Annotated in this window: 23 protein-coding genes; 10 read left to right on the top strand and 13 right to left on the bottom strand. The window is 56.5% G+C overall.

Annotated features, from left to right (window positions below; all coding sequences use genetic code 11):
* Positions 1–94: 94 nt before the first annotated feature.
* From kdsA to tpiA, 4 genes are all read right to left on the bottom strand, one after another.
* Positions 95–931: a 3-deoxy-8-phosphooctulonate synthase gene (gene kdsA, locus BN1012_RS06040; RefSeq protein WP_043948931.1), complete on the bottom strand. Its 837-nt coding sequence runs from the start codon at positions 929–931 to the stop codon at positions 95–97.
* Between the two features lie 119 nt (positions 932–1,050).
* On the bottom strand, positions 1,051–2,679 hold the full coding sequence (locus tag BN1012_RS06035) for a CTP synthase (protein WP_043948930.1): 1,629 nt from the start codon (positions 2,677–2,679) through the stop codon (positions 1,051–1,053).
* A gap of 113 nt (positions 2,680–2,792) precedes the next feature.
* Positions 2,793–3,173: a preprotein translocase subunit SecG gene (secG, locus tag BN1012_RS06030; protein ID WP_043948929.1), complete on the bottom strand. Its 381-nt coding sequence runs from the start codon at positions 3,171–3,173 to the stop codon at positions 2,793–2,795.
* A 122-nt stretch (positions 3,174–3,295) separates the two neighbouring features.
* Complete coding sequence (tpiA, locus tag BN1012_RS06025) at positions 3,296–4,054, bottom strand: triose-phosphate isomerase (RefSeq protein ID WP_043948928.1); 759 nt, start codon at positions 4,052–4,054, stop codon at positions 3,296–3,298.
* A gap of 299 nt (positions 4,055–4,353) precedes the next feature.
* Between tpiA and BN1012_RS06020 the strand changes: the two genes are divergently transcribed.
* Together BN1012_RS06020 and trpE are read left to right on the top strand one after the other, a co-directional pair.
* Complete coding sequence (locus BN1012_RS06020) at positions 4,354–6,270, top strand: SurA N-terminal domain-containing protein (RefSeq protein WP_043948927.1); 1,917 nt, start codon at positions 4,354–4,356, stop codon at positions 6,268–6,270.
* 34 nt (positions 6,271–6,304) lie between these two features.
* The gene (gene trpE / locus BN1012_RS06015; protein WP_043948926.1) at positions 6,305–7,822 is read left to right on the top strand and encodes an anthranilate synthase component I; all 1,518 of its coding nucleotides are present in this window, start codon (positions 6,305–6,307) and stop codon (positions 7,820–7,822) included.
* Between the two features lie 3 nt (positions 7,823–7,825).
* On the opposite strand, the gene BN1012_RS16725 is transcribed toward trpE, so the two are convergent.
* Positions 7,826–8,914: a divergent polysaccharide deacetylase family protein gene (locus tag BN1012_RS16725; protein WP_052534688.1), complete on the bottom strand. Its 1,089-nt coding sequence runs from the start codon at positions 8,912–8,914 to the stop codon at positions 7,826–7,828.
* A gap of 258 nt (positions 8,915–9,172) precedes the next feature.
* On the opposite strand from BN1012_RS16725, the gene BN1012_RS06005 reads away from it, so the two are divergent.
* The 6 genes from BN1012_RS06005 to lexA all read left to right on the top strand — a co-directional run bounded on the left by BN1012_RS06005 (position 9,173) and on the right by lexA (position 13,552).
* Positions 9,173–9,775 carry an anthranilate synthase component II gene (locus tag BN1012_RS06005; protein WP_043948925.1) on the top strand — a complete coding sequence of 201 codons (603 nt, stop codon included), beginning with the start codon at positions 9,173–9,175 and terminating at the stop codon, positions 9,773–9,775.
* A complete protein-coding gene (trpD, locus tag BN1012_RS06000; protein WP_043948924.1) occupies positions 9,772–10,791 on the top strand; it encodes an anthranilate phosphoribosyltransferase in 1,020 nt (339 codons plus the stop codon). The genes BN1012_RS06005 and trpD overlap by 4 nt, the downstream gene beginning before the upstream one ends.
* Before the next feature lie 2 nt (positions 10,792–10,793).
* Positions 10,794–11,579 carry an indole-3-glycerol phosphate synthase TrpC gene (gene trpC / locus BN1012_RS05995; RefSeq protein WP_043948923.1) on the top strand — a complete coding sequence of 262 codons (786 nt, stop codon included), beginning with the start codon at positions 10,794–10,796 and terminating at the stop codon, positions 11,577–11,579.
* A 128-nt stretch (positions 11,580–11,707) separates the two neighbouring features.
* Positions 11,708–12,115, top strand: a complete 408-nt coding sequence (locus BN1012_RS05990; RefSeq protein WP_052534687.1) for a GNAT family N-acetyltransferase — start codon at positions 11,708–11,710, stop codon at positions 12,113–12,115.
* Positions 12,112–12,600: a cyclic pyranopterin monophosphate synthase MoaC gene (moaC, locus tag BN1012_RS05985; protein WP_043948922.1), complete on the top strand. Its 489-nt coding sequence runs from the start codon at positions 12,112–12,114 to the stop codon at positions 12,598–12,600. The genes BN1012_RS05990 and moaC overlap by 4 nt, the downstream gene beginning before the upstream one ends.
* Before the next feature lie 238 nt (positions 12,601–12,838).
* Positions 12,839–13,552, top strand: a complete 714-nt coding sequence (lexA, locus tag BN1012_RS05980; RefSeq protein WP_043948921.1) for a transcriptional repressor LexA — start codon at positions 12,839–12,841, stop codon at positions 13,550–13,552.
* A 289-nt stretch (positions 13,553–13,841) separates the two neighbouring features.
* Here the strand turns inward: lexA and BN1012_RS05975 are convergent, their stop codons facing one another.
* Positions 13,842–15,899 carry a ComEC/Rec2 family competence protein gene (locus BN1012_RS05975; protein WP_052534686.1) on the bottom strand — a complete coding sequence of 686 codons (2,058 nt, stop codon included), beginning with the start codon at positions 15,897–15,899 and terminating at the stop codon, positions 13,842–13,844.
* A gap of 392 nt (positions 15,900–16,291) precedes the next feature.
* Here BN1012_RS05975 and gltX point away from each other — a divergent pair, with 392 nt between their 5' ends.
* On the top strand, positions 16,292–17,725 hold the full coding sequence (gene gltX / locus BN1012_RS05970) for a glutamate--tRNA ligase (RefSeq protein WP_043950705.1): 1,434 nt from the start codon (positions 16,292–16,294) through the stop codon (positions 17,723–17,725).
* A gap of 161 nt (positions 17,726–17,886) precedes the next feature.
* The gene (gene gltA, locus BN1012_RS05965; RefSeq protein WP_043948920.1) at positions 17,887–19,185 is read left to right on the top strand and encodes a citrate synthase; all 1,299 of its coding nucleotides are present in this window, start codon (positions 17,887–17,889) and stop codon (positions 19,183–19,185) included.
* A gap of 46 nt (positions 19,186–19,231) precedes the next feature.
* Here the strand turns inward: gltA and lpxB are convergent, their stop codons facing one another.
* The 7 genes from lpxB to bamA form a co-directional block, all read right to left on the bottom strand.
* A complete protein-coding gene (gene lpxB / locus BN1012_RS05960; protein WP_043948919.1) occupies positions 19,232–20,449 on the bottom strand; it encodes a lipid-A-disaccharide synthase in 1,218 nt (405 codons plus the stop codon).
* Positions 20,446–21,297 carry an LpxI family protein gene (locus BN1012_RS05955; protein ID WP_043948918.1) on the bottom strand — a complete coding sequence of 284 codons (852 nt, stop codon included), beginning with the start codon at positions 21,295–21,297 and terminating at the stop codon, positions 20,446–20,448. The genes lpxB and BN1012_RS05955 overlap by 4 nt, the downstream gene beginning before the upstream one ends.
* 21 nt (positions 21,298–21,318) lie before the next feature.
* Positions 21,319–22,134, bottom strand: coding sequence for an acyl-ACP--UDP-N-acetylglucosamine O-acyltransferase (lpxA, locus tag BN1012_RS05950; protein ID WP_043948917.1), 816 nt, complete (start codon positions 22,132–22,134; stop codon positions 21,319–21,321).
* Complete coding sequence (fabZ, locus tag BN1012_RS05945; protein ID WP_043948916.1) at positions 22,134–22,673, bottom strand: 3-hydroxyacyl-ACP dehydratase FabZ; 540 nt, start codon at positions 22,671–22,673, stop codon at positions 22,134–22,136. Before fabZ ends, lpxA begins: the two co-directional genes overlap by 1 nt.
* Before the next feature lie 48 nt (positions 22,674–22,721).
* Positions 22,722–23,759: a UDP-3-O-(3-hydroxymyristoyl)glucosamine N-acyltransferase gene (lpxD, locus tag BN1012_RS05940; RefSeq protein ID WP_043948915.1), complete on the bottom strand. Its 1,038-nt coding sequence runs from the start codon at positions 23,757–23,759 to the stop codon at positions 22,722–22,724.
* A 66-nt stretch (positions 23,760–23,825) separates the two neighbouring features.
* Complete coding sequence (locus BN1012_RS05935; RefSeq protein ID WP_043948914.1) at positions 23,826–24,395, bottom strand: OmpH family outer membrane protein; 570 nt, start codon at positions 24,393–24,395, stop codon at positions 23,826–23,828.
* A gap of 2 nt (positions 24,396–24,397) precedes the next feature.
* Positions 24,398–26,785, bottom strand: coding sequence for an outer membrane protein assembly factor BamA (gene bamA, locus BN1012_RS05930; protein ID WP_197538341.1), 2,388 nt, complete (start codon positions 26,783–26,785; stop codon positions 24,398–24,400).
* Positions 26,786–26,836: the final 51 nt, after the last annotated feature.

Raw genomic sequence — 26,836 nt, 5'->3', positions numbered from 1 at the left:
GGTGCGCGCCAAAACTAGAGCCGCATTAAACGCACAGTGCTGTTGGCGACATAGCTTGGCAGACAAGGTCGGGGAAGGAATTGTTTCGGCGAAATCAGGCAGCCTTGGCCAGCCCGTCAAAGCCTTGCAGCCGCTCAAGCAACGCAGGCATGTCTTTCAGATGCACCATGTTGGGTCCATCAGACGGCGCTGAATCCGGGTCCTGATGTGTTTCCATAAAGACACCTGCCACGCCGACCGCTACAGCAGCACGCGCAAGCACAGATACGAATTCGCGCTGGCCACCCGAGGTTGTGCCTTGCCCACCGGGTTGCTGTACTGAATGAGTGGCGTCAAAAATCACCGGCGCGCGCGTTTTTGCAAGTTCAGGCAATGCGCGCATGTCAGAGACCAGGGTGTTGTAGCCAAAGCTGGCCCCACGTTCGGTTACCATCACATTGGGGTTTCCCGCGCCACGTACTTTTTCGATGACGTTCTTCATGTCCCAAGGTGCCAGGAACTGCCCCTTCTTGACGTTCACAACTGCACCGGTTTCTGCAGCGGCGATCAACATGTCGGTCTGGCGGCAGAGGAAGGCTGGGATCTGCAATACGTCAACCACTTCAGCGACAGGCGCGCATTGTTCGGCCGTATGCACATCGGTCAGCACCGGGATGCCTAGCGATTCCTTCACCTCGGCAAAAATCGGCAATGCCAGCTCCAGTCCCAGCCCACGAGGACTATTGGCAGAGGTGCGGTTTGCCTTATCGAAGGACGACTTGTAGACGAGCCCCATTCCAAGCTTTGTCGTGATTTCTTTCAGCGCAGTCGCCATTTCGAGCGCGTGGTCACGGCTCTCCATGGCGCATGGACCCGCGATGATCGACAAGGGCTTGTCGTTGCCGAATACAACCTTCTTGCCGTCACCCGCCGCAATCTCGACCACGTCCATATGGAAATCTCACCTGTAAAATTGGAGCCACAGCCTACCGCCGCGCCTGGGGCGCATATTGCACATTTCCCGGCTCGGGGGCCAGTTGGCGCGCGAAACCTGCAATGATACTGAGGTCTTTAGACCAGTCGGCTCTGAGCCAGAGCTGCCCCGACAAAGCTCGCGAAAAGCGGGTGCGGATCAAATGGCTTGGATTTGAGTTCCGGGTGGTACTGGACCCCGATGAACCAAGGATGCGCCGGAATTTCGATTGTTTCAGGCAACAGGCCGTCTGGGGATGCACCTGAAAATGTCATTCCTGCCGCTTCCAGTGGTTCGCGATAGGTCATGTTGACCTCGTAGCGGTGCCTATGGCGCTCGGCAATATCAGTGGCCCCATAAATCTCCGCGATGCGGGTCCCGTCTTTCAGCTTGGCCTCATACGCACCCAGCCGCATGGTTCCGCCGAGATTTCCATTGTCTGCCCGCTGCTGAAGTTCGCCGTCCTTAAGCCACTCGGTCATCAGGCCAACGACAGGCTCATTGCACGGACCAAACTCCGAAGAAGATGCAGCAGGCATGTTGGCCATGTTGCGCGCTGCTTCTACCACCGCCATCTGCATCCCAAAGCAAATGCCGAAATAGGGCACTTCGCGCTCGCGAGCGAATTTGGCAGCAGCAATTTTGCCTTCCGCTCCGCGCTCACCAAACGCACCGGGCACGAGGATCGCGTTGACGCCATCCAGATATGGAGCGGGATCTTCCTTTTCGAAGATTTCAGAGTCGATCCACTCAACCTCGACATGCACCTTGTTGGCGATGCCACCATGGGTCAGCGCCTCAGTCAGCGATTTGTATGCGTCCTTGAGACCGGTGTACTTGCCAACAACAGCAATTTTAACTTCACCATCGGGATGCCGCACGCGGTTGGTGATCTCGTTCCAGGTCTCAAGACCTGGGTCGGGTGCATCGGATATGCCAAAATGCGCCAGCACTTCCGTATCGAGTCCCTCCGCGTGATAGGCGGCAGGTACATCGTAGATTGTATCAACGTCGCGCGCCTCAATGACACTTGAGGGTCGAACATTACAGAAAAGACCCAACTTGCGGCGCTGGTCGATCGGGATGGGCCGGTCAGCGCGGCACAGCAGAATGTCCGGCTGAATGCCAATAGCGCGTAATTCACGGACAGAGTGCTGCGTGGGCTTTGTCTTCATTTCCCCTGCTGATGCAATCCAGGGCATCAGGGTCAGATGAATGAAAACCGCGTCGTTGATGGGCAAGTCGTTGCCCAACTGCCGAATGGCCTCAAAGAACGGCAAGCCTTCGATGTCACCCACGGTGCCGCCGATCTCACACAGCACAAAGTCAACATCGTCATTGCCATGCAGCACGAATGCCTTGATGGCGTCCGTCACATGCGGGATCACCTGCACGGTGCCGCCCAGATAGTCGCCACGGCGTTCTTTCTGGAGGATCGTCTGATAAATCTTGCCTGCGGTCACATTGTCAAAGCGTGAGGCGTGAACGCCTGTAAACCGCTCATAGTGACCCAGGTCCAGGTCCGTCTCCGCACCATCGTCGGTAACGAAAACTTCGCCGTGTTGAATGGGGCTCATGGTGCCAGGGTCTACATTCAGATACGGGTCGAGCTTGCGAAGGCGCACGGAATACCCGCGCGCCTGGAGCAATGCGCCCAACGCCGCTGATGCAAGACCCTTTCCGAGGGAGGACACCACGCCACCGGTAATGAAAATGTACCGCGCCATGGGCGTTGAAGTTATCCCGAGTCGCTGAGTGCATGAAGCACTCAATGGGTGATCAGACAGGTTTATTGGCCCCGCAGGCGCAAATGCCGCGGGCTAGTGCCAAAAATGAAGCTTTATTCAGGCCGTGGGACAGCAGGCTCTTCATCGACGGGCCCGGCTGTCGGCGGTGCGACCCCCAGATCCGGCTCAGTTGCGCCATCTGCTTCGGTGTTCAGCGGTGCAACCGGCGTAATACGGTCCACAATTGAGCCCGGGTTGCGGTCATTTGTGTGAATGACGGTCAGGGCGATTGAAGACAGAAAAAAGATGACAGCAAGAATGCCTGTGGCCCGCGTGAGCAGGTTGGCCGCGGTTCGGCTGGAGAACATACCTCCGCCGGCGCCACCGCCACCGCCGCCAATACCCAGTGCGCCGCCTTCAGAACGCTGAAGCAGCACAACGCCCACCAGAGCAATGGCAACCAGGGTGTGTATGACAAGCAGGATATTTTCCATAGCGGCAGGCAATTCTCATAAATGTCAGAGGATTAGGGCACTCAAAGCACCCACGCGGCGGGTTTTACGCCAAGGCAGCGCGGAACGCCAGTGCCGCGTTTTTCCAGTGGCGGGCACCACAACTAGCGATAGGCGTCAATTATCCCGTCAAAGTCGACTGCCTTGAGACTGGCACCGCCTACGAGTGCACCGTCAACATCAGCGACACCCATAAGTTCCGCCGCATTTGCGGGCTTTACAGAGCCGCCGTATAGCAGCCGAAAACCGTTTCCAACCTCATCACCGAAGCGGGCCACCAAAGTCTCACGCATGGTGGCGTGGACTTTTGCTACATCATCCGCTGTTGGCGTACGTCCGGTACCGATGGCCCATACCGGCTCGTAAGCAACCACGGTGTTTGATGAATCTGCCGAATCTGGCAACGAACCGGCCAACTGACCGTTCACCACGTCCAGTGTGGCACCGCGATCCCTCTCAGGCTCCGTTTCGCCCACGCAAATGATTGTAGTGAGGCCGGCCTCATATGCCGCCAGCGCTTTTGCGTTAACGTCTTCATCGGTTTCACGATGGTCCTGCCGCCGCTCTGAGTGGCCTACAATCACAGCGGTGGCACCGGCGTCAGCCAGCATTGAGGCTGCAACATCACCCGTATGTGCGCCGGGGGCGAGGGCCGAGCAGTCCTGCCCGGCAATCTCAACCGGTGAGCTCGCGCATGTGGAAGAGAAATCCGCAACCAACGTAAAGGGTGGCGCGATCACCACGTCACAGGCATTGGCGGGCCGCGCTGACAATGCGGCAATGAGGGCTTCTATTTCCGCCTTTGACCCTCGCAGGCCATTCATCTTCCAGTTTCCGGCAACGATGGGACGACGATTGGTCATTTGGCTGGTTTCCAGTTCTGCGGACAAATCTTGGTGGAGCGGATAGCAAACCCGTTTGGAGAGCACCAGCACAAAAACAACACATGGTGCGTGGCCAGCTTCCCCTGCCGACCGCCATGTCCAACAACGGCACGTTACTTGGCCAAATTCTATTTGATTTCCTTGCCGCCGGGACCCTGGGACACATAAAATGCGCTGCAGTTGCAGCGTTTATGCTATGGGCAACGATACGTGCCTGATTTGCCGCTGTAATCGGCCTCACCCGTTATCCTCCAAGCAAAAAGTACTGACCTCACGCCATGCTCGAAAAACTGCGCAAAAATGCTTCCGGGTTTGTCGCCCAGATATTCATCGGCCTATTGGTGCTGAGCTTCGCGGTTTGGGGCATCAATGACATCTTTACAGGGTCTGTTGATCGCACCGTGGCGACAGTTGGCGACGAAGAGATTGATGGCGGGTTGTTCCTGTTTGAATACCGGCGCGATCTGAACCAGCGTTCCCAGAGCTTTGGCCGTCAGTTGAGCCTGAATGAGGGCCAGACACTTGGGTTCGACCGTCGGGTTCTTGAACAGATGGTGGGAAGAACCGCGCTTGATGTGACCGCACGCAATCTTGGTTTGGCCGCTGGAGAGGACCTTGTCATTGAGGATATTCGCAATGACCCGGCCTTTCAGGGTCCAACCGGCCAGTTTGATGCAAATACCTTCCAGCAGACGCTATTCAGCAATGGTATTTCCGAAGCATTCCTGATTGATGACCGCAAACGATTCATTGCGCGCCAACAGCTGATCGAATCCATCAGCGCTGATGTTGAGGTTTCTACTGGATTTGCCCAGCGCATGTACGCGGTGCTGAATGAGCGTCGCAAAGCCAAGTATGTCGTGCTCACTCCCGATACAGTGGATGCTCCAGGACAACCAACAGACGAAGAGTTGACCAACTTCTATGAAGTGCGCGGTCAAGGCCTCTTCCGCGAGCCTGAGTACCGCAGTTTCTCTTACGTGCTGATGACGCCCGACACTGTGGCTCAGAGCATTGAAATTCCTGAAGAAGCGTTGCGCGACGAATACTCACTTCGCAAAGCCGAGTTCGATCAGGTTGAGCGCCGAACCATTGAGCAGATTTCCTACCCCACGCTTGAAGAAGCTCAGGCCGCGCGCGACAGCATGAATGAAGGCAAGACGTTTGCCGGTCTGGCTGCTGATGCAGAGCTCACGCCCGCGGACTACCAGTTGGGCACGCTTACGCGCGCAGAGATTTTTGACACAACCATAGCAGAGGCCGCGTTTTCGCTGGATGAAGGTAAAGTCAGCGAACCGGTCGAAGGTCCGCTTGGTTTCCTGCTGATCCGCGTGGGACAGATCATCCCTGCTGTAGAAAGCAACTTCGAAGATGTGCGCCAACAGCTGCGCGACGATCTTGCAGCCAATCGGGCCTATGACGAATTGTTCGACCTTGCAAATCAAGTCGAGGACGCACGCGCAGGCGGTGATCCTCTTGACTCTGCCGTGTCAGTGCTGGGCATGACGGCAACCAATGTTCCCGAAGTGACTCAAGCCGGTTTGGGACGCAATGGACAGCGTGTCTCTGAACTCCCAGCTGATGAAGCTATTCTCGCTGCTGCCTATGAAGCAGCCGTCGGCGAGGAATCGCCCATGGGAGAACTGGCCGACGGGTCATTCTTCTGGGTTGAAGTCACAGACATTGCTGAAGCGCGCACGCCTCCCTTGGAGGAAGTACGTGAAAGAGTTGTGGACACCTGGCGGGAAGAAGAACGCGAGGCAAGCCTTCTGCGGCTTGCGGCTGATCTGTCGGCACGCATCAATGCGGGCGAGACGATTGCACAGGTTGCGTCTGACCATGGCAAAGCGCCCATCGAGACGCCGGAGCTGCGGCGCGGCATGACAAACGAAACCTTTTCGCGCATCGCCATCAATAACCTTTTCAGCATTGGCGAGGGTGAAGCTACTTACGGGCCTGTGGGTTTTGGCAACAGCGTTTTGGTTATGCAAGTAACCGAAGTGACCTCCGGTGATGCCTTGGAAGCCGACGATGCCTTTGATGGGTTTCGGGAGCGTCTGTCGGCCGGATTTGCCGACGATCTGATGGTGCAGTACATCAATGCCATTCGCGCTGACCTTGGCGTTGAAATCAATCAGGCCGCCATTGACTATGTCATCGGCGGCGAAGGAATTAACCAGGGAGGCGGGTACTAGGCTCTATCGGCCCCATACCCCCTTCACAACTGCCATGATCGTCGAACCAGAGTTTTCCGCCTTTGAGCACGCCTACAAAGCGGGGACCGCACAAGTGGTGTGGACCAAGCTTGTGGCTGATCTTGAAACGCCAGTCTCCGCCATGCTCAAGCTCATGGACGGCCGTTTCAACTCGTTCCTGCTGGAGAGCGTTGAAGACGGGGCTGTGCGCGGGCGTTATTCCATCATCGGCGTTGACCCGGACATTCTTTTTCGCGCCACAGGCAATGCTGCGGAAATCAATCGCAAGGCGCTGACAGACCGTACCGCCTATGAGCCGTGCGACGTCGGCACGCTCGATGCGCTGCGGGACCTTCTGGCAGAGTCCGCTATCGACCTCCCGCACGGCCTACCGCCCATGTCGGCGGGCGTGTTCGGCTATCTGGGCTACGATATGGTACGGCTGATGGAACATCTGCCGGACCGGAATCCAGATGCTCTTGGCCTGCCGGACTCGATCATGGCGCGACCTACGGTAATTGCCGTCTTTGACAGCGTGCGTGATGAAATCTCGCTGGTGACACCAGTCCGCCCGACGGAAGACATCTCCGCCAAGGTCGCCATGACCCGGGCGGAAGAACGGCTGTCAGCCATCGTTGATGCATTGGACAAGCCCCTTCCCCACACGGCCAACGCGTTTGTTGATGTGGCGGCACTGCCGGAACCCACTTCTAATACTCAGCCTGCGGAGTATCACCAGATGGTGAACACCGCCAAGGAATACATTGCAGCGGGCGATATCTTCCAGGTGGTTCCAAGCCAGCGGTTCTCCGTACCTTTCGATCTGCCACCTTTTGCGCTTTACCGCGCTTTGCGCCGCACAAACCCGTCGCCCTATCTCTATTTCCTCGACTTTGAGGATTTTGCTGTCGCCGGGTCGTCACCGGAAATCATGGTCAAGGTAGCCGGGGACGAAGTCACCATCCGCCCGATCGCCGGGACGCGCCCTCGCGGCGCAACCCCTGAAGAAGATCTGGCGCTGGAAGTTGAGTTGCTGGCCGACCCGAAGGAGCGCGCGGAACATCTGATGCTGCTCGATCTGGGCCGTAATGATGTGGGTCGCGTGGCGAAGATCGGCACGGTGGAGGTGACTGCCAGCTACACCATCGAGCGCTACAGCCAGGTGATGCACATTGTTTCCAACGTCATCGGAAAGCTTGACCCAAGCTATGACGCGATCTCTGCTCTTGTCGCGGGCTTCCCAGCCGGAACTGTCTCCGGTGCACCGAAAGTGCGGGCGATGGAAATCATCGACGAGCTGGAAAAAGAAAAGCGCGGCCTCTATGCAGGCTGCGTGGGTTACTTCTCAGCCGGTGGCGATATGGACACATGCATCGTGCTGCGCACCGGTGTCGTCAAGGACAACACGCTTTATGTGCAAGCTGGCGGCGGGGTCGTTGCCGACAGCGACCCAGAGGCCGAGCGCATGGAAAGCGTGAATAAGGCCAAGGCACTTTTCAAAGCTGCGGAAGAAGCCATCCGCTACGCAAGTTCTGTCGGGCGTGGTCAGTAAAAACTATTGAGCCATCGCAAGCTGTGAGCGTCGGCTTTGCATGTCGATGGCCTCACGGATGGTCACGAGCCGCAAGCCCTTTGCTTCAAGCCCCCTCACCCAAACGTCCAGTATCTCAAGGGAGGTCGAATGCGGGTGGGCAATTGCCACAGCGATGCCACGCGTGCGGGCCTGGCGTTCCAGCTCATCGAGCTGCGCCAGCAGGAAGTCCTCTCCCTCGCCGTGATCCAGAAACACATCGCGGGCAATGAACGGCACGTCGTAGGTTGCAGCAGCGACGCGTGCCTTGCTGTTTCTTGTGGTGATTGAATCGACAAACACCAGGCCGCGTTCAGCGGCACCGCGCATGACTTCATCCATCACCCGACGGTCAGCCGTTGCGCGGCTGCCCATGTGATTGTTGATGCCAGCAAGCGGCGCAGCGTCCGCAAGGTCAGCGATCTGCTTGTCCAGTTTGGCACGTAACTGACGATCGCTATCCTTTGTCATCAAGGCATTTGGGCCTGGATTGGCCTGGCCACGAGGCTCCATAGGTACGTGGAGGAAAATCTCATGCCCCTTTGCAGCGGCGGCCTGCGCCAATGGGCGCGATACCGGCCCGTAAGGGAGGAAGCTGAGCGTGACCTCGGTCGGGAGACGCAGCGCGTGCGCTGAGCGATCTGGCACAACCCCCAGATCGTCGATCATCAACGCAATGGCAGGACGATTGTCGCGTGCAAGACCCGCGTCGATCGGCGCTGATGCAAACGGCACGAGGCCCGTCTTACCGGCTGCCACCTCCAGCGGCGGGACTTCCGCCGGAAGCATAATCTGAGAGAACACCATCCTGGGAGGCGCATCCGTCAACGCGCGCTTCCCATCAGCAATTTTCACAGGAACCACGTCCGGGTTGCTCACAGCGACCACGTAGTCGCCAGGCAAATCGCGAGGCGTCAACCAGAACGTGACATCCAGACGCGGCGCGTAAAAAGATGCTGCAAGCAGTGTCATGCCCAACGCCATTCCGGACGCAAAGGCCAAGGGCGCACGCAGCTTCGCTGGTACGCTGAATGCGTGCCGGAAGCGGTTGCCGATTGGTTTTGCCTGCGCCACCTGCGCTCCTGCCCGATTTGCGGCACATTATGCGCCTTAACCACTTATTAACACTATATGTTGTGGTGGTAAACGCGCTGAATGGCCAAAAACCGCAGAAAGCTGGGGATATGTGTCCGGTCGCCAGTTTCCATGCGGAAAAGCGCGGCAGAGGTGCAGCGCCAGCGGTCCGGTTTTCTTGCCTAAATGGCTGGATGGCCCCTATATGTCGCCCTCATGTTTTTCGCGGGCTTACACTCTTCTTGGGACATTTAGGCGATGCTGCTACTCATCGATAACTACGACAGCTTCACCTATAACCTCGTCCACTTCCTCGGCGAGCTTGGTGCCGACGTGCGCGTGGTCCGCAATGACAAGATCACCGCCGACGAGGCGCTGGCCATGGAGCCGGAAGCTATCGTTCTGTCACCGGGCCCGTGCGACCCGGACAAGGCTGGCATCTGTCTGGAACTCACTGAAAAAGCCGCAGGCAAGGTACCCCTCATGGGCGTATGCCTCGGCCACCAGACCATCGGCCAGGTGTTTGGTGGCAAGGTTGTGCGCGCACCGACCTTGATGCACGGCAAGATGAGCAAGGTGCACCACACAGGCAAGGGTCTGTTCAAGGGCCTCAATAGTGATTTCGAAGCAACGCGCTATCACTCATTGCTCGTGGACCGTGACACGCTGCCGGATGAACTGGAGATCACTGCGGAAACCGATGACGGCATCATCATGGGCCTACAGCACAAGACTCAGACGGTCCATGGTGTGCAGTTCCATCCAGAGAGCATCGCCTCCGAACACGGTCACGCCCTTTTGAAAAACTTTCTCGATATCGCTGCGCAATTCAATGAGGCGCGGGAAACGGAACCAGCATGAGCGACTTCAAAACCATTCTGGCCCATGTGGGCGCCGGCAAGGCACTTGACGCTGCCCATGCAAAATCGGCTTTTGAATTAATCATGTCCGGCGAAGCTTCACCGGCGCAAATTGGTGCCTTTCTGATGGCGCTGCGCGTGCGCGGCGAAACGGTGGACGAAATCACCGGCGCGGCTGGTGTCATGCGCGAAATGGCGCTGCATGTGCCCGCGCCGGCGGATGCCATTGATACCTGCGGCACTGGCGGTGACGCTTCGGGCACCTACAATATTTCCACCGCTGTAGCCTTCGTAGCTGCCGGCGCAGGGGTCAAGGTGGCCAAGCACGGCAACAAGGCTCTGACGTCGAAATCCGGCTCAGCGGATGTTTTGCGTGCTCTTGGCGTGAAACTGGAGCTTGGTCCGGATGCCATTGCGCGGTGTATTGAGACCGCTGGCCTGGGCTTCATGTTTGCTCCGCAGCATCATGCCGCCATGAAGCATGTGGGCCCTGTGCGGGCTGAATTGGGTACAAGAACGATCCTTAATCTGCTCGGCCCTCTATCCAACCCTGCGGGCACCAAACGGCAGCTTGTCGGCGTGTTTGCGCGCGAATGGTGTGAGCCTTTGGCCCACGTACTGCAGAACCTTGGAGCCACTCACGCCATCATTGCCCATGGTTCTGATGGTCTGGATGAACTCACAACAACTGGCGTGAGCTATGTCAGCGAATTGTCCGACGGCGTCGTGCGCAATTATGAAGTGACCCCGGAAGATGTTGGCCTGACGCGCGCAGACCCCAAGGCGCTTGTGGGTGGTGACGAAAGCGAGAATGCTGAAGCATTGCGTGCTCTTCTGGACGGTCAGTCCGGTGCTTATCGTGACATTGTTGTTCTCAACGCTGCCGCGGCACTCAAGGTTTCCGGCAAGGCTGAAACACTTCAGATTGGTTCCAAACTGGCAGAAGCAGCCATTGATAACGGCAAGGCCAAGGCCGCGCTTGATGCCCTTGTCACATCAAGCAATCAGGCAGAGTGAGCATGGACATCCTTTCCCAGATTGCGGCGTATAAGCGCGAGGAAATTGCTGCGGCAAAGCAAGCGATGCCAATGGCTGAGCTTGAGAAGCAGGCGGCAGATGCTCCGGCAGTGCGTCCGTTCTCCAAAGCGCTTGAGACCGCGCAGTCATCCGGCTACGGGCTGATTGCCGAGATCAAAAAAGCAAGCCCCTCAAAAGGTCTCATCCGCACCGATTTTGACCCGCCGGCCCATGCCAAGGCTTACGAAGACGGAGGCGCAACGTGCCTGTCCGTTCTTACGGATGCGCCATCTTTTCAGGGCAAGCCGGACTATCTGATCGCAGCGCGCGATGCCTGCTCCCTACCAGTGTTGCGTAAGGATTTCATGTTCGAGCCTTATCAGGTAGCTGAATCACGCGCGATGGGGGCGGACTGCATTCTCATCATCATGGCCTGCACGACGGATGCCGAGGCGGCTGACCTTGCCGCTGCGGCGCGTGACCATGGTATGGACGCTTTGGTTGAAGTGCATGACGCCGACGAACTGGCCCGCGGACTAAAGCTCGACTGCCGGATGATCGGAATCAACAATCGGAATCTGCGTACGTTTGAAACGACGCTAGCGACAACCGAGGAGCTGGCACCGAAAGTCACAGGTGACAGGATTGTTGTGGGCGAAAGCGGTATTGCAAACCACGGAGATATTTTGCGCCTTGCTGACGCTGGCGTGCGGACATACCTGGTCGGCGAAAGTCTCATGCGACAGGCTGACGTGGCTGCTGCAACTCGTTCTCTTTTGAAAGGATAAGATCCATAGCTCACAAGCCCCTCCCAGAAGGTTATGCCATCCGGCAGGCCCATTCGGCTGAAGCGCCTCAACTGCCGGATATTGAAGACCGCGCAGGAGTACTCTTTTTAGACTCGAACCACCCCGAGGTGGACGGGCACGAAGCTGGCTCTCCCCAGTTGTTCCGCGCGCACATCAACCAGAATCTCTGCTTCTTGATGGTAGATGCCACCGACACACCCATTGGGTTTGCCATCTGCGGTGTTCTGGACCGGGCATTGCATCTCTACGAGTTGGCAATAGTGCCTGAACACGGCGGCAAGGGATTGGGAAAAGCACTGATTGAGAAAGTCTGTGCTGAATCAAAATTGCGAGGGCTTGACGCTGTCACTCTTTCAACTTTCACCGATGTGGCATGGAACGGGCCGTTCTATGAGCGTGTTGGCTTCCACTCGCTTGATGATGACGAGCTGTCGCCCGGTCTGCATCTGGTAAAGAACCACGAAGCCGACATCGGACTCACTCATCGCTGCATCATGCGTCGGGAAATCAAATGACCAAGGATGCCCTTACCCATCTGGACGACCAGGGCAACGCGGTCATGGTCGATGTATCCGGCAAGGCGGTTACAGAACGCGAAGCTGTGGCCGGCAGCCGCATCACGATGTCGGCAGAAGCATTTGAGGCTTTGACAAGCGATGCATCTCCGAAGGGTGACGTTATGGCGGCTGCGCGCATTGCCGGCATCATGGCCGCAAAAAAAACCAGCGACCTAATTCCGTTGTGCCACCCGCTCCCTCTCTCCAAAGTCGCAGTCACGCTGGAAACACGACCTGATGAACTGGCCGTTGACGTTAAGGCAACGGCCCGCACAAGCGGGCAAACCGGCGTCGAAATGGAAGCGCTTATGGCGGCAACCGTCGCAAGTCTGACGCTCTATGACATGCTCAAGGCGGTCGACAAGACCATGACAATTGGCAATGTCCGGCTGCTAAAAAAGTCCGGTGGCAAGTCCGGAACCTTTGAACGTGTCGAGGACTGACCCGACCTACCACCCCGCGATCTGCCCTTTTTGCGCTTGACGGAAATTGAGAACCAAAATAGAACATTTAGACCGTTTCGGTTTTGTTCTGATTTGATTTGGTTCTGGAACGAAACCGCAACTTGGATGCGCTGGCATGCGGGCCTGCGCGCTGTATACAGATTGTGTGGCTGAACCTTCCCCACTCGGAGGGTACGTGCTGCGCAGTCACGCAAGAATTGCGGGAAGGGGTTCAGTCATGCTGACGCGGAAACAGCACGAGCTTTTGACATTCATACATGAGCGGATTCGCGAAACAGGTGTTTCGCCTTCTTTTGATGAAATGAAAGAAGCGCTGGATCTAAGGTCCAAATCGGGCATTCATCGCCTTATTACGGCCCTAGAAGAACGCGGCTTCATCCGGCGGATGCCTCATCGAGCCCGCGCCCTGGAGGTTGTAAAACTTCCTGAGTCAGCTGCCCCACAATCAACACCTGCCAAGCGCGGTTTCTCGCCGAGCGTCATTCAAGGCAGTCTGTCTGAACCAGCCCCCCTTCCAGACAATCACCATTCAGTTCCAGAAGGTGGAGATGCGCTGACGCTTCCGCTTGTTGGACGAATTGCGGCTGGTACGCCAATCGAAGCGCTTCAGGACGACTCCAACCATGTAGGTGTTCCTGCAAGCTTGCTGGGCTCCGGCGAGCACTATGCTTTGGAGGTCAAGGGTGACTCGATGATTGATGCAGGTATTTTTGATGGCGACATTGTTGTCATTCAGCGCGCTGATACCGCCAGCTCGGGTGAAATTGTCGTGGCGCTGGTTGATCAGCACGAAGCAACGCTCAAACGCCTGCGCCGCAAGGGTGATACCATTGCTCTTGAGGCCGCCAATCCGGCCTATGAGACGCGGATTTTTCCATCAGACCGGGTAAAGGTTCAGGGCAAACTCGTTGGACTGATGCGCAGATACTAGTCCTTGTTCTCTTCTAGATATGCTTTAGCGCCGTCTCGATTCCTTGCAGACGACGCTCCAGCTTGTCGATCGATTTTGCGCGGACTGACAGATCTCTCAGATGCGCTTCAATCCGCAGGAGAACCTCTGTCATATCCTTCACCGGATCACCACTTGAAGGCGGAGTTGGTTGGGGTGTCCTGCGTTTGAATGGGTTAAATGACGGCATTGATACCTCCGAACATCTTTGTGGTCCTGCCAACTCGTACAGTCCAGGTCTATTCAGGCGGATTTGTGTCAGCCCAAAACCTCATGGTCGGCAACGCGTCCAGGGACGATTGCCGGACACATCACATGCTGTAACAACGCGAACGCCTGTTGGCATGTGTGCATCAACGTAAAGCGCATGTGAACCGCGTCGCTGCAATGCACTCCTGTCGATTATGACCGGAACTCGGCAAGCCAAGGGTGCATATGTATCGGTCACAATGATCTTTGCCTCGTCACAGTCTTCGACCAAACCACGCCAGGTTCGGGGCACAGAAATCAATCCAATGTCGGGATGTCGGGCGGCACACCCTTCCGCATCACAAGCAAACAGGCTTGCGGCGGCTACCTTTTGAGACCTCAAGTCAGCATCGCGCCTCAGCCACGTTTCAGCAGAAAACCCGGCACGCCTGGACGCGCTAAGGGCGAGCTGTTCATTCACATCTCGCACTGCGACAAGTTCAGCGTCTCGGTCTACCAGAACGTCCGGATACGGACTTGTCATTGCCAACGTGATTCCCAGAAGTGGTCCAATCAGCCCCATCCACCGCAGTAACGTGGACCACAAGGCCATCCACAGCCCGCCAACAATGAGGAGGGCCAATGACGCATCAGGCATTGCGGGAACCGCCGTAATCGCGCCGGGCCAACTCGCAACTGTGTCGGCAACCGTAGTGATAAGCGAGATGCCCTGACCGGCAGCCCAAAGAGGAATAGCTTCCAGTCCGAAAGGTATTGCAAGGAAGGCCAAAAGTGACGCCGGCATAACGACAAAACCAACAATGGGCATCGCAGCGAGATTGGCCACAAGACCGAAATCCACAACCCTGTTGAAGTGGAACGCCGCAAACGGTGCGGTGGCCAATGACGCAACAATTGAGGTTAGTGCAATGCCGCCTAGGTACAGCACCCCTTTGGCCACCAAGCCGCGTTCTGCCATCGCGCTGTTCCAACGGCTGAGCCAGGGACGGGATGCCTCATAAAAGGCGACCAGAGCAACTGCTGCTGAAAACGACATCTGGAAGCTGGCTTCCATGACAGCTTCGGGCGTCAGTACCATTACGATCATTGCTGCCAGCGCGACGTTGCGCATGGTGATGGCGGGGCGATCTAACATGACCGCAACGAAAATCAGCGTGAACATTACGAACGCGCGCTGTGTTGCAACGGACCCACCAGAGATAAGCAGATATCCAAAACCTCCAATGAGCGCTGCTGCGGCCGCCCATTTTTTTATGGGCACCCTCAATGCCAAAGCCGGTAGCAAGGCCAACAGCCCTCGCACACCCCAAAAAATTGCGCCCGCAAACAAGGCCATGTGCAGTCCTGAAATTGCCAGGAGATGCGCCAGACCGGTGTCCCGCAGATCCTGCAGCACGCTTTCGGGAATGCCCCCCCTGTCGCCTGTCATTAGTGCCGCCGCGATGGCGCCCTGAGGCGGTGGAAGCGCGGTGACAATCCGCTCTGTCAGATCATTACGCAGTCTACTGACGCAAAACCGCAGGCAGGCGCTCCATGTGTTCGGAGCCGGAGCGACGTGAGAGAGCGGCGATAGTGCATAGCCCACTGCTCCAAGCTGGCGAAAATATGCCTGCCGCCCAAAGTCAAAAGCGCCCGGTGCCGCCGGACCCGGCGGTGGCATCAGGCCCGCGCGCACCGACACAACATCACCCGGCTGAACCCTGTCCATCTGCGTCCGAACATTGATGCGGATGCGGGCTGGCATTCCCTCCTTCATCTGGCGGCCAAGGCGCGTTGGCGCAATGACCACCCGAGTCCCACCTTCTGCCCGGTTGGTCTTTTCCAACAAGATGCCTTCAATGGATATGGACCTAATCGCCCTGTCCAAAGCTGGCGCATCAACTCGCGCCGCACGCCAGTCCGCGGTCGCAAATCCAGCCATAAGCGCTGCGACAGCGGACAGAACCATCATTGGCAGCAAAGACTGGCGAACGAGTGACAGCGCGCACAGCGTAGACCCCAGGAAGAAGGGTGCTACCCAGACAGCAGGCTCGGTTTGACGGGCGAAATACAGGACCACGCCAGCACCAAAAAACACCGGAATCCATAGCGTCAGTCGGTCCTGCTCCTGCCCAGCCATTTTCACAATTTGCTGCCAGCGGACGCAAAAAACCGACTGCACCTCTACGCTTCGGCGGCCCCACCCCTGATATCTTCTTGTTTCTAAAGTGATTTTGTCCCCTCAGTGCGCCATGACTGCTATCAGAGGGGGCATTTTGCACCAAAAAGTCGTGTTTGGTTGTTGTTCAATATTGGGTGCACTGCAACGTATCGCGCCGAGCGCTGATATGTTAAAAACCGCCTGACTTTTGGGACCTGGACGCAGCGTATCTGCGACGGTCTCAAGAGTTTCACCCACGCCCCCAAGCGGATGCGGGACCTGCCATGACGACGGCGGGTCATTTGTTGCAGGCCTTGAGGCCAGAAGGCTACGCACGCACCCACGTGGATAGGACAGACAAAGGACGATTGATGCCGGCTGGCGCCTCCACATCCCAAGGCAGCAAAACGGTTCGCACCCGATTTGCTCCCTCACCCACTGGTTTTCTGCACATTGGTGGCACGCGCACTGCTTTGTTCAGCTGGCTGTTTGCCCGTCATCATGGCGGCCAATTTCTACTGCGGATCGAAGATACAGACCGGGCCCGATCAACGGATGAAGCTGTTGAAGCCATTTTCGAAGGTATGCGGTGGCTTGGACTGGAATGGGACGAGGATGTCGTCTTCCAATATGCGCAGCGCAATCGCCATGCTGATGTTGCCAATCAACTTTTGGCAGATGGCAAGGCATACAGGTGCTACGCCTCTAAGGAAGACCTTGCAGAAATGCGCGAGGCTGCAAAGGCTGAAGGAAAGCCGCAAGGCTATGATGGCCGATGGCGAGACCGCGATCCTGCTGAGGCTCCTGAGGGTGTTGAACCCGTCATTCGCATCAAGATGCCGCGTGACGGTGAAACCGTTATCCGTGATCATGTCCAGGGCGACGTGACCATCCCAAATGCCGTGTTGGACGACTACATCCTGCTTCGCTCAGACGGGTCTCCAACATACATGCTCTCAGTGGTGGTTGATGATCACGACATGAACATCACCCATGTGATCCGTGGAGATGACCACCTCACCAATGCCGCACGTCAGATAAACCTGATGACGGCACTAGGCTGGGACGTTCCCGAGTATGCCCATGTGCCGATGATCCATGGTGCTGATGGTGCGAAGCTTTCCAAGCGACATGGCGCAATGGGTGCCGAAGAATATCGAGATATGGGTTTCCTGCCTGAAGCCATGCGAAATTACCTTGCGCGGCTTGGCTGGAGCCATGGTGACGATGAAGTGTTTTCAACAGATCAGGCCATTGAGTGGTTTGGCCTTGATGCGATCGGCAAGTCACCCGCCAAGTTCGACTTTGTGAAACTTGCCAACCTCAATGGCATTCATATGCGTGAGGCAGATGATACACGTCTGGCAAATGAAACCCTGCGCATGATGACGGATGTCAAAGGCTGGCAGGTGACCGATGACACGCGCGACGCTCTGATCACCGCCATGCCTGGACTCAAGGAACGCGCAAAGACCATTGACGACCTGGCGGAAAGCGCCCGTTTCCTGATCGAAACACGGCCGCTTGCCATGTCCGACAAAGCGGCAAAACTGCTCGATGATGATGGTCGTGGAGTGCTTACGGGGATTGCGCCAAAGCTAGAGGCACTCCCTTCCTGGACGCTGGACGGCCTTGAAGCCGCGGTGCGCGATTTTGCTGATGAAAAAGAACTCAAGCTTGGAAAAGTTGCGCAGCCCTTGCGCGCAGCTTTGACCGGGACAACGACATCGCCTGGCATATTTGATGTGCTGGCCGTATTGGGCAAAGACGAATGTCTTGCCCGCATCAAGGATCAGGCTGCCTAAGTGAGAAGAGGTGGCCAACACAACGAAGACCACGCAAAAGCAAAAAGACATATGCGCGGACTTTTGGACTAACCCGGACGATTTTCCAGCACGCCGGCACTGCCGGCGCTGAAAATCAGCCGACATAACAACGGGGCTTTAGAGCTATGAATGAGTACGGAATGAAGGGTGGTCCCAAAGCCACCGCCAAGATCGATGTGGAAGGCAACAGCTACGACCTTCCGGTCTATGCCGGTTCCGAAGGACCAGATGTTGTAGACATCTCCAAATTCTACGGACAGAGCGGCCGTTTCACCTATGACCCTGGCTTCACCTCAACGGCAAGCTGCGAAAGCAAGATCACATTCATCGACGGGGAAAAGGGTATCCTGCTGCACCGTGGTTACCCGATTGGTCAGCTCGCGGAAAAAGGTGATTTCATCGAGACATGCTACCTGCTTCTGGAAGGTGACCTGCCGACTGAAAGCCAGTATCAGGAATTTGAGCGCGCCATCACCTACCACACCATGGTTCATGAGCAGCTGAATTACCTGTATCGCGGCTTCCGCCGTGACGCACACCCTATGGCGATCATGACCGGAGTGGTTGGCGCGCTGTCCGCGTTCTATCACGACTCCACCGACATCAATGATCCAGAACAGCGGATGATCGCAAGCCGACGTCTAATTGCCAAGATGCCGACACTTGCGGCGATGGCGTTCAAGTACTCAATGGGTCAGCCATTCGTGTACCCGAAGAATAACCTCTCATATGCTGAAAACTTCCTGCATATGTGCTTCGCGGTTCCAGCTGAAGAATACAAAGTTGATCCTGTTCTGGCACGCGCCATGGATCGCATTTTTATTCTGCATGCTGACCATGAGCAGAATGCTTCCACATCGACTGTCCGCCTTGCTGGTTCATCCGGGGCCAACCCGTTTGCATGCATTGCAGCTGGCATTGCCTGCCTCTGGGGCCCAAGCCACGGCGGTGCCAATGAAGCAGCTCTCGAGATGCTCATGGAAATTGGCAGTGTTGACCGCATTCCAGAATATGTTGAGAAGGCAAAGGACAAGAACGACCCGTTCCGTCTGATGGGCTTTGGTCACCGTGTGTACAAGAACTACGACCCACGTGCGACGGTGATGCAGGAGACGTGTCATGAAGTTCTACAGACGCTCGGCATCAAAGACGATCCGCTCCTGAACGTGGCCATGGAGCTTGAGAAGATCGCACTTGAGGATGAGTACTTTGTTGAGAAGAAGCTCTACCCGAACATCGATTTCTATTCAGGCATCACACTGCGTGCGCTGGGCTTCCCGACAGACATGTTCACGGTTCTGTTTGCTCTGGCCCGAACCGTTGGCTGGATAGCCCAGTGGAAAGAAATGATCGAGGATCCGAGCCAGCGCATTGGTCGTCCTCGTCAGCTCTACACCGGCTATCCGACCCGCGAATACACTGAGCGTAGCAGCCGCTAGACTCTTTGGATTTCTGCAAGACCCGGCGCCGGGTCGCTCCCTACCGCTATAGCGGCAGTTGAGCGGCCCGGCGTTCTTGTTCCGGAAGCCCAATCGAGAGCACGACCTCGGCAGCACGGTCCGCTGGCTTCAGCCCACCGTCGTCACCAAGACGCCTGCGCATTTCACTGAGGGCCGTGATCATCTCTGCTCGTTCCGGCGTGTCCGTCATCAAGGGGGCAAGTGCACGGGCCAGTGTCTCAGGTTCGCATTCTTCCTGCAGATACTCCGGAATGACTTTGCGTCCCAGCACCAGATTGGCAAGCACAATGCTTTCGACTTTCGCCAACCGGCGAATAATGAAGGCAGCAAGTCGCTCGATCCGATAACCGATAACTGTCGGCACACGTGCGAGGCCCAACTCAAGAGAAACAGTGCCTGAGGCCGCCAGAGCGGCATCTGCAGCATCAAAGGCCGCAAATTTTTCTGCCTGATCTTCGACCAGAATGAGCGGCAGGCTTTCTCCTGCCAGCTTTTCGCGCACCAAGGCAGAAACATTAGGTACTGTCGGCAGGACTACCACCAAATCGGGCATCTCTCGGCGTAGTCGCCGGGCTGTCTCAAGAAAGATGGCGATCAGCCCCTTCACTTCATTTGGCCGACTGCCAGGCAATAGAGCGAGCACTGGTGCATCTTTGGCAATGTTGTGCCGCACCCTGAATGCTTCGCCGCCACCTAGCTGCACACGCTCCAGCACGGGATGACCAACGAAAGTACATGGAAGCGTTGACTTCTCGGCGTAGAAAGCTGGCTCGAAGGGCAACAGTGCCAGCACATGACTGAGGTATGTCGCCATTTTGGCCGCCCGGCCCTGACGCCACGCCCAAACCTGTGGAGACACATAGTTGATGATGGGAATATGCGGCGCCTGTTTTGCAATGCTCTTGGCAACCCGGTGCGTGAAGTCCGGTGAATCGATGATAACCACCACGTGAGGGTCAGCTGCCACAGCATTACGCGCTGTTTCTGCAACACGCCGCAGAATGAGCGGAATCCTGGGAACAACCTCGCGAAGCCCCATGACGGCTATCTCGGACATGTCCACAAGACTGTCGAGTCCTTCCGCCGTCATCCGATCGCCACCAATGCCAAGAAACTCAACGGACACTGGGGACGACCTGCGAATGCTGGTCATCAACTCCGCACCGAGAATGTCCCCCGATGGCTCACCTGCGATGAGCATCACGCGCAGTGGCCTTGATTGAACCTCAGGGAGTTGGCTCATTCAGGCTGGCCAACACTTGTCTTCGGGAAGGCGTAGACAAACATTCCCACTTCGTCTGCGAGTCTTGCGACTTCGCTACGATCGAAAACGATCGCGCCACCTGCCTCGATTGCAATTCCAGCAAGCCCAGACGCCGCGGCCAGTTCCACAGTTTTTGTTCCCATCATTGGCAGGTCGACACGGCGGTCCTGAGATGGTTTTGGTAGCTTGACTAGGACACCGCGCCGGTTTTCAGGCGTGCCGCGGACTGTTATAGGCAGTTCACCGGTCCTGCGGAGCATCTCATCCGTTCCCTCGGCTGCTTCGACAGCCAGCACCAGCCCATCGCACGCGATCGCGCCCTGCCCCACATCTAGGTTGTCCAATGCATGGACAACCTGCTTACCGAGTTCGATATCCTTCAGGGCCGTTTCGCCCGGCGATATGGTGCCAACGGCGCCCTCTGGTGCAACAAGGTCGCCAAGCACATCTTCTGCACCGACTACCGCAAACCCCTGCTCTTCCATCCAGCGTACGAAGAACGATAGCAATGCATCATCACCCTTGCGCGCTGCATTCAGCACGCGCGGCAGAAGTTTGGTGCCTGTCCAGTCAAGTTTCAGCTTGGAAAAATCCGGCCTTTTGACAGGACCGATGATGCATACATCCTCACATTCGGCCTTTTTCAGTAGATCCAGTGCATTGCCAATTGCGCCCAGGCGAGACCATCCGTGATCATAGGTCTCAATCTCTGGACGCGCCTCACCCTCAATGCCAATGACATACAGCGGTCGCCCCATCGCGGTGCAAGCCTCGGCCAGCTTCAAGGGAACCGGTCCAGAGCCGGCGATAATACCTAGTTTGCGCATCGTCAGATCCCGCCGCCTGACCTACTCGTCGACGTTGGAGTGGCCATTTCCATCTGAGCGTGGCGTCACCAATTTGCGCTTGGTGTCAGCACGAATGAATTCCACGATATCCATGACGGATTCATTGTCCCCAAATTCGTCGGCAACGTCGGCAACACGCTCCTGCAACGTTCCCTCTTCCGCAAAGAGAAGTCGGTAGGCCCGCCGCAAAGTATGGATCTGGTCCCTTGAAAAACCACGGCGTTTCAGCCCGACGATATTGAGACCTTTGAGAACAGCACGGTTTCCAAGAACTGAGCCATACGGAATAACGTCTTTCTCGACGCCAGACATGCCGCCAACGATGGCATGCTTGCCGATACGCACGAACTGATGCGCTGCCGTTAGGCCCGACATGAAGGCAAAATCGCCGACATTGCAGTGACCACCAATCGTGGCATTGTTCGCAAAGATGACATTGTCCCCAACCTGACAGTCATGGGCGACGTGCGAACCCGCCATGAACAGGCCACCATCGCCTATTCGTGTAAACCCGCCGCCATTCTGGGTGCCAGGATTGATCGTCACACCTTCGCGTATGACGTTGTTCTTGCCGATAATCAGCTCGGTTTTTTCACCAAGAAATTTCTTGTCCTGCGGTGGATTTCCAATTGAGGCGAACGGGAATATGTGCGTCCCACCTCCAATCGTGGTCCAGCCGTCAACGACCACATGGCTGTGCAGGACGGCGCCGTCACCAAGAACGGCATTCTTGCCGACAACGCTGTAGGGACCAATTTCGACATCACTGCCTAGTTGGGCACCGTCCGCCACGACAGCGGTCGGATGGATGGCCATTAGGCATCTCCCGTTGGTTTGGCTTGAGCTTTTGCAATCTTTGGTGGCTGCGTTCCCTGGCTTGCATCTCGGTCAGCTATCATTGCGCTGAATTCGGCTTCTGCAACCAAGCTATCACCCACCATGGCCTTGCCTGAGTACTTCCAGACAGGACCTCGAGAACGGATCATGGATACATGTAGTTCAAGAACATCTCCTGGTACGACCGGCTTGCGGAAGCGCGCTCCATCGATGGTCATGAAATAGACTGTCTTTGTGTCAGCGACGGCGCCCATATTGTTCATGACAACGGCACCGGCGGTCTGAGCCATGGCTTCAACAATTAGCACGCCCGGCATCACAGGCATGTCTGGAAAGTGTCCTTGGAAATGCGGCTCGTTGATCGTGACGTTCTTAATGCCCACAGCCGACTTATCGCCATCAATATCGATGATCCTGTCGATCAGCAACATGGGGTAGCGATGCGGAAGCAGTTGCATGACCCGCATGATGTCAGCGACCTGCATGTCGCCTTTTGGTGTTGGTGTGTCTTCAGCCATTTCGTATCTCGCAGAATCGCTAATTGTCGTACTTGCCCGTTAACGGACCTAAGTTGCTTTTTTCTTCTTCTTGCGTTTGGCCAGAATTGCCACCGCCGCCAGTTCGCGCCGCCATTGTGCCACGGGTCGCGCAGGTGTCCCACCGTATTGCTGGCCACCTTCAAGATCGCTCGGAACACCAGTGCGCGCCGCTAGCATAGCTCCATCACCAATTTCCAGATGTCCCGCAATACCAACCTGCCCGCCAGCAACGACATAGTTGCCAAGTTTTGCAGAGCCGGAAATGCCCACCTGAGAGACAATGATGCACCCGCGGCCGACAGAAACGTTGTGCCCAAGCTGAACCTGATTGTCGATTTTACTTCCTTGTCCGATCACCGTGTCGGGACCGGCCCCGCGATCGATGGTCGTGTTCGCACCGATATCCACATCGTCTTGCAAAATAACGCGCCCAAGCTGCGGTATCTTCTGGTGACCGTTAGGCCCCATGGCGAACCCAAAACCATCCTGACCAATACGAGCACCGGGGTGAATGATTACCCGGTCGCCCACCAATGCATGAGTCAACGTTACGTTTGGTGCAATCGCACATTCCCGACCGATCTGCACACCACGCCCAATCACCGCGTTGGCACCAATCGATGTTCCTTCACCAATCTCCACATTGGCGCTAATCACAGCACCTGCGTCTATTCTGACCGACGATCCGATTTTCGCCGACGGATCGACATGAGAGGACGGACTTATCAGTGTTTCGTCGCTGCGCGGCAGATGCGGGTAGAACATCATGGCAGCAGACGCATATGCTGGATACGGAGCATCTGTTACGAGCAAAGACACGCCTGCGGGTGCCAACTCAACGGAAGCCGGCGCCAGAATGACGGCGCCAGCCTTGGTTGCCGACAATGCGTCTTTGTAGCGTGGATTATCAAAAAAGCTGACGTCTGAAGCGGTGGCCGAATCCAGCGGCGCCACGTCGGCGAATTCTTGCTCAGAAGCACCCGACCCAATTGTCGCTCCGACCTCTTGAGCAATCCGCTCAAGAGTGAACGGACCGGACTTGGTGAAAAAGCGCGGATCAGCCATGTGCTCTAATTTGCCTTGTTACGAAACACCATGGTCGCACAGAGTGTTCCCGATCTTCACCTGGAGTTACCGGGGACGTTCAACCTTGAGTGCCGGCATCCTTTTGTCGAGTCGCGCGATTACCTCAGCTGTGATGTCATAGTCCACACCACCCACATGTACTGCGCCTACAGACATCACCATGTTGGCACCACGCTCCACCAGAATGCCCTGCATGATTTCATTCAAAACAGCATTCACCTGGCGACGTGCGTTGTTGGAAGCAGACTGGACGGCTGTACGTTCAATCTGGAAAAGGTTGCCGCTGCCCTCTTTTTCGGCCTGAAGGGCCTCCCATTCATTTTGCAAAACGGCTGGGTCGCGATCGCGTGCGCTCGCCAGAAGGACCCGTTCCCTCTCCACATAACCCTCGGCTGTGGTTTTCTCCCGGGCGGAAATGTCAGACAGCATAACCTGAAGCTGTGATCTGATGTCTTTGCCCACTTCGGATTGGCTGAACACCGTATCCAAATCAAGAAACAGCGCGCGCGCCGGGGGCACCTGAGCCGACGCAGGCACCATTGCAGATGCAAACAGGGCAGCTGCTATCAGGAGCAACGAGATATTGCGGAACGTGAAAGGTGTTCTTTTTGTCATGATTAGAAGCTCGTGCCCGCGCTGAACCTGAAGAACTGGGTTTTGTCGTAGTCTTCCTTGATGAAGGCTTCGGCCAGATCAACTCGAACCGGACCGAACGGCGATTCCCAGAAGACACTAAACCCGCCGGACGCACGCAGCGAGAAATCGTCCTGAATATTGCTGAAGGTCAAGAGGTTGTTGACCACCAGAAAACGGTCTTGCTCGTCGCTAACGCCAACACTACCAAACTCTGTAAAGAATGCGCCTTTGATCCCGAGTTCCTCAGGAAGGAACAGGGGAACTGAAATCTGCGCGGTACCAATTGCATAAGCATTGCCACCTAGTGCGTCATCCGTTGTTAGGTCTCGTGGACCAACGCCTGATGGTTCAAACCCTCGGAAGCTTGACCCACCTTTGAAGAAACGGTTGTTGAGCCGGACGTCCTGACCATCGTAGCCCAAGACGTACCCGCCATCGAGCCGAAGCGACAGCACAAAGTCCTCATTGAAGCCGTGGAAGAATGCGGTTCCTCCCTCTGTGGCAAGGAACCGATTGTCTCCCAATGGCGTGCCGGCCGTCTGATCAAAGAAGAACGTATACCCTGAGGTCGGTGCTTCAGGATCGTCTCGCTCATCAATGGAGTAGGTGTACCCAATCAGATGAGAATCGGCGACACCCTCTGCGGCCAAGACTGAGAGCGACGCGCGGCTGGATACGTTCTTGATTTCCTCGCGGACATAACTCGTTCGCAATTGCAGCGACGAGAACTCGCCCATGGGGAAACCAAATCGCACACCGGCGCCAGTTCGCTGGAAGTCATAGCCGGACTCATCCTGAAAATCGCTCTCGGTACCAAACAGATCGATGCCAGCACTCAGGTTGCGGCCCATGAAGTAAGGCTCTGTAAAGCGCAGGTCGATCTGTTGACGGTCGCCCGAGAGAGACAGCCGGAGGCGCAAGAACTGGCCACGGCCAAGCAGGTTGCGTTCAACGATGGCGATGTCGCCGACGATGCCTGCGTCTGACGAGAAACCAGCGCCAATCGACAACTCGCCGGTTGATTGCTCTTCAACATCCACGCTGATTACCGTCTGGTCCTCTTGTGACCCGGGTTCTTCGCTCACTTCTACGTTCGCGAAAAGGCCAAGTGCGCGAATGCGATCACGCGAGCGGCTCAGAAGGACTCGGTTGAACGCGTCACCTTCAGCCAGCCGCATTTCGCGGCGGATCACACGGTCCAACGTGCGGGTATTGCCGTTGATGTTGATACGTTCAACATAAACCCGCGGACCTTCGTCGACGCGGAAGGTGATGTTGATCTTGCGGTTCTCACGGTCTCGACGGACACGCGGGCGCACGTCCGAAAAGGCGTAACCTTCCGTACCAGCGGCGAATGTCAGGGCGTCCACTGCTTCGTCAATACGAGACGCGTCGTATTCATCACCATCTTCAATTTCGATCAGTGCACGAAGTTCTTCGGGATTGAGCCGTTCCAGCTCGGTCGCAACCTCAATGTCTCCGAATGTATAGAGTTCGCCTTCTTCGACCGTAAAGGTGACAAAAAACTCACTGCCGTCTGGCGCCATTTCAGCCACCGAAGACAAAACCCGAAAGTCGGCATATCCATTTGTAAGATAGAAGCGGCGCAGCAACTCCCGGTCAAATGTCAGACGATCAGGGTCATAGTTGTCGTTGGTCGAGAGGAACTTCCACCAGGCGGATTCTGACGTTGCGATTTCACCGCGCAGATCACCGTCTGAGTAGGCCTTGTTGCCAACAAATTTGATGCTGGCAACACCCGTCTCAGGGCCCTCAGAAATCTCGTATGCAAGATCCACTCGATTTTGCGGCAGCTGAATGATCTTCGGCTCAATCGCCGCGGCGAAGTTACCCTTGCGCCTGTAGAGCTCAATAATTCGCTGCAGGTCGCTTTGAACGCGTGAGCGCGTGAAAACGACGCGAGGTTTCAGTTCCGTTTCTGATTCAAGGTCTTCGTCATCGATGCGGTAATTGCCCTCGAATGCAACACGGTTGATGATGGGATTTTCAACCACGGTTACAATCAGTCCCGCACCACTTTCGCGAATAGACACGTCAGCAAAAAGCCCGGTGGCAAAAAGTGTCTTCAGGCTGTCATCAATGGCCCTTGCGTCAGCCGTCTGACCTTCGCGGATAGTCATGTACGAGCGAACCGTTTCAGCCTCGACGCGCTGGTTTCCCTCGACGTCGATCCGCTCAACAACAAGTTCATTCCCAGATGGAACCTGAGCCGCCGACGTGGCCTGCGAGGGGGCACCGGGTGCCGCAGGGCCCAATTGAGCAGCAGCAGAGGTGCTGAACGCCATCGCCGCCAGCATTGAAATGGCAGAAACGCGGCGCAACATGCGGACCGGCATCGTCTTTTTCATGTATCCCCGCCTGTTTTCAGGCCTATTGAAATTCACGTGTTCTGCCCCAAA

Source organism: Candidatus Phaeomarinobacter ectocarpi, assembly GCF_000689395.1.
GTDB lineage: Bacteria > Pseudomonadota > Alphaproteobacteria > CGMCC-115125 > CGMCC-115125 > Pyruvatibacter > Pyruvatibacter ectocarpi.
The sequence above is the reverse complement of the archived record's forward strand: the minus strand, read 5'-3'. Positions and strand labels throughout refer to the sequence as shown.

Excerpts from the sequence above, each read along its gene's own strand:
- kdsA (WP_043948931.1), bottom strand. The coding sequence starts at position 931 with ATGGACGTGGTCGAGATTGCGGCGGGTGACGGCAAGAAGGTTGTATTC.
- BN1012_RS06035 (WP_043948930.1), bottom strand. The coding sequence starts at position 2,679 with ATGGCGCGGTACATTTTCATTACCGGTGGCGTGGTGTCCTCCCTCGGA.
- secG (WP_043948929.1), bottom strand. The coding sequence starts at position 3,173 with ATGGAAAATATCCTGCTTGTCATACACACCCTGGTTGCCATTGCTCTG.
- tpiA (WP_043948928.1), bottom strand. The coding sequence starts at position 4,054 with ATGACCAATCGTCGTCCCATCGTTGCCGGAAACTGGAAGATGAATGGC.
- BN1012_RS06020 (WP_043948927.1), top strand. The coding sequence starts at position 4,354 with ATGCTCGAAAAACTGCGCAAAAATGCTTCCGGGTTTGTCGCCCAGATA.
- trpE (WP_043948926.1), top strand. The coding sequence starts at position 6,305 with ATGATCGTCGAACCAGAGTTTTCCGCCTTTGAGCACGCCTACAAAGCG.
- BN1012_RS06005 (WP_043948925.1), top strand. The coding sequence starts at position 9,173 with ATGCTGCTACTCATCGATAACTACGACAGCTTCACCTATAACCTCGTC.
- trpD (WP_043948924.1), top strand. The coding sequence starts at position 9,772 with ATGAGCGACTTCAAAACCATTCTGGCCCATGTGGGCGCCGGCAAGGCA.
- trpC (WP_043948923.1), top strand. The coding sequence starts at position 10,794 with ATGGACATCCTTTCCCAGATTGCGGCGTATAAGCGCGAGGAAATTGCT.
- moaC (WP_043948922.1), top strand. The coding sequence starts at position 12,112 with ATGACCAAGGATGCCCTTACCCATCTGGACGACCAGGGCAACGCGGTC.
- lexA (WP_043948921.1), top strand. The coding sequence starts at position 12,839 with ATGCTGACGCGGAAACAGCACGAGCTTTTGACATTCATACATGAGCGG.
- BN1012_RS05975 (WP_052534686.1), bottom strand. The coding sequence starts at position 15,899 with ATGGCTGGGCAGGAGCAGGACCGACTGACGCTATGGATTCCGGTGTTT.
- gltX (WP_043950705.1), top strand. The coding sequence starts at position 16,292 with ATGCCGGCTGGCGCCTCCACATCCCAAGGCAGCAAAACGGTTCGCACC.
- gltA (WP_043948920.1), top strand. The coding sequence starts at position 17,887 with ATGAAGGGTGGTCCCAAAGCCACCGCCAAGATCGATGTGGAAGGCAAC.
- lpxB (WP_043948919.1), bottom strand. The coding sequence starts at position 20,449 with ATGAGCCAACTCCCTGAGGTTCAATCAAGGCCACTGCGCGTGATGCTC.
- BN1012_RS05955 (WP_043948918.1), bottom strand. The coding sequence starts at position 21,297 with ATGCGCAAACTAGGTATTATCGCCGGCTCTGGACCGGTTCCCTTGAAG.
- lpxA (WP_043948917.1), bottom strand. The coding sequence starts at position 22,134 with ATGGCCATCCATCCGACCGCTGTCGTGGCGGACGGTGCCCAACTAGGC.
- fabZ (WP_043948916.1), bottom strand. The coding sequence starts at position 22,673 with ATGGCTGAAGACACACCAACACCAAAAGGCGACATGCAGGTCGCTGAC.
- lpxD (WP_043948915.1), bottom strand. The coding sequence starts at position 23,759 with ATGGCTGATCCGCGCTTTTTCACCAAGTCCGGTCCGTTCACTCTTGAG.
- BN1012_RS05935 (WP_043948914.1), bottom strand. The coding sequence starts at position 24,395 with ATGACAAAAAGAACACCTTTCACGTTCCGCAATATCTCGTTGCTCCTG.
- bamA (WP_197538341.1), bottom strand. The coding sequence starts at position 26,785 with ATGAAAAAGACGATGCCGGTCCGCATGTTGCGCCGCGTTTCTGCCATT.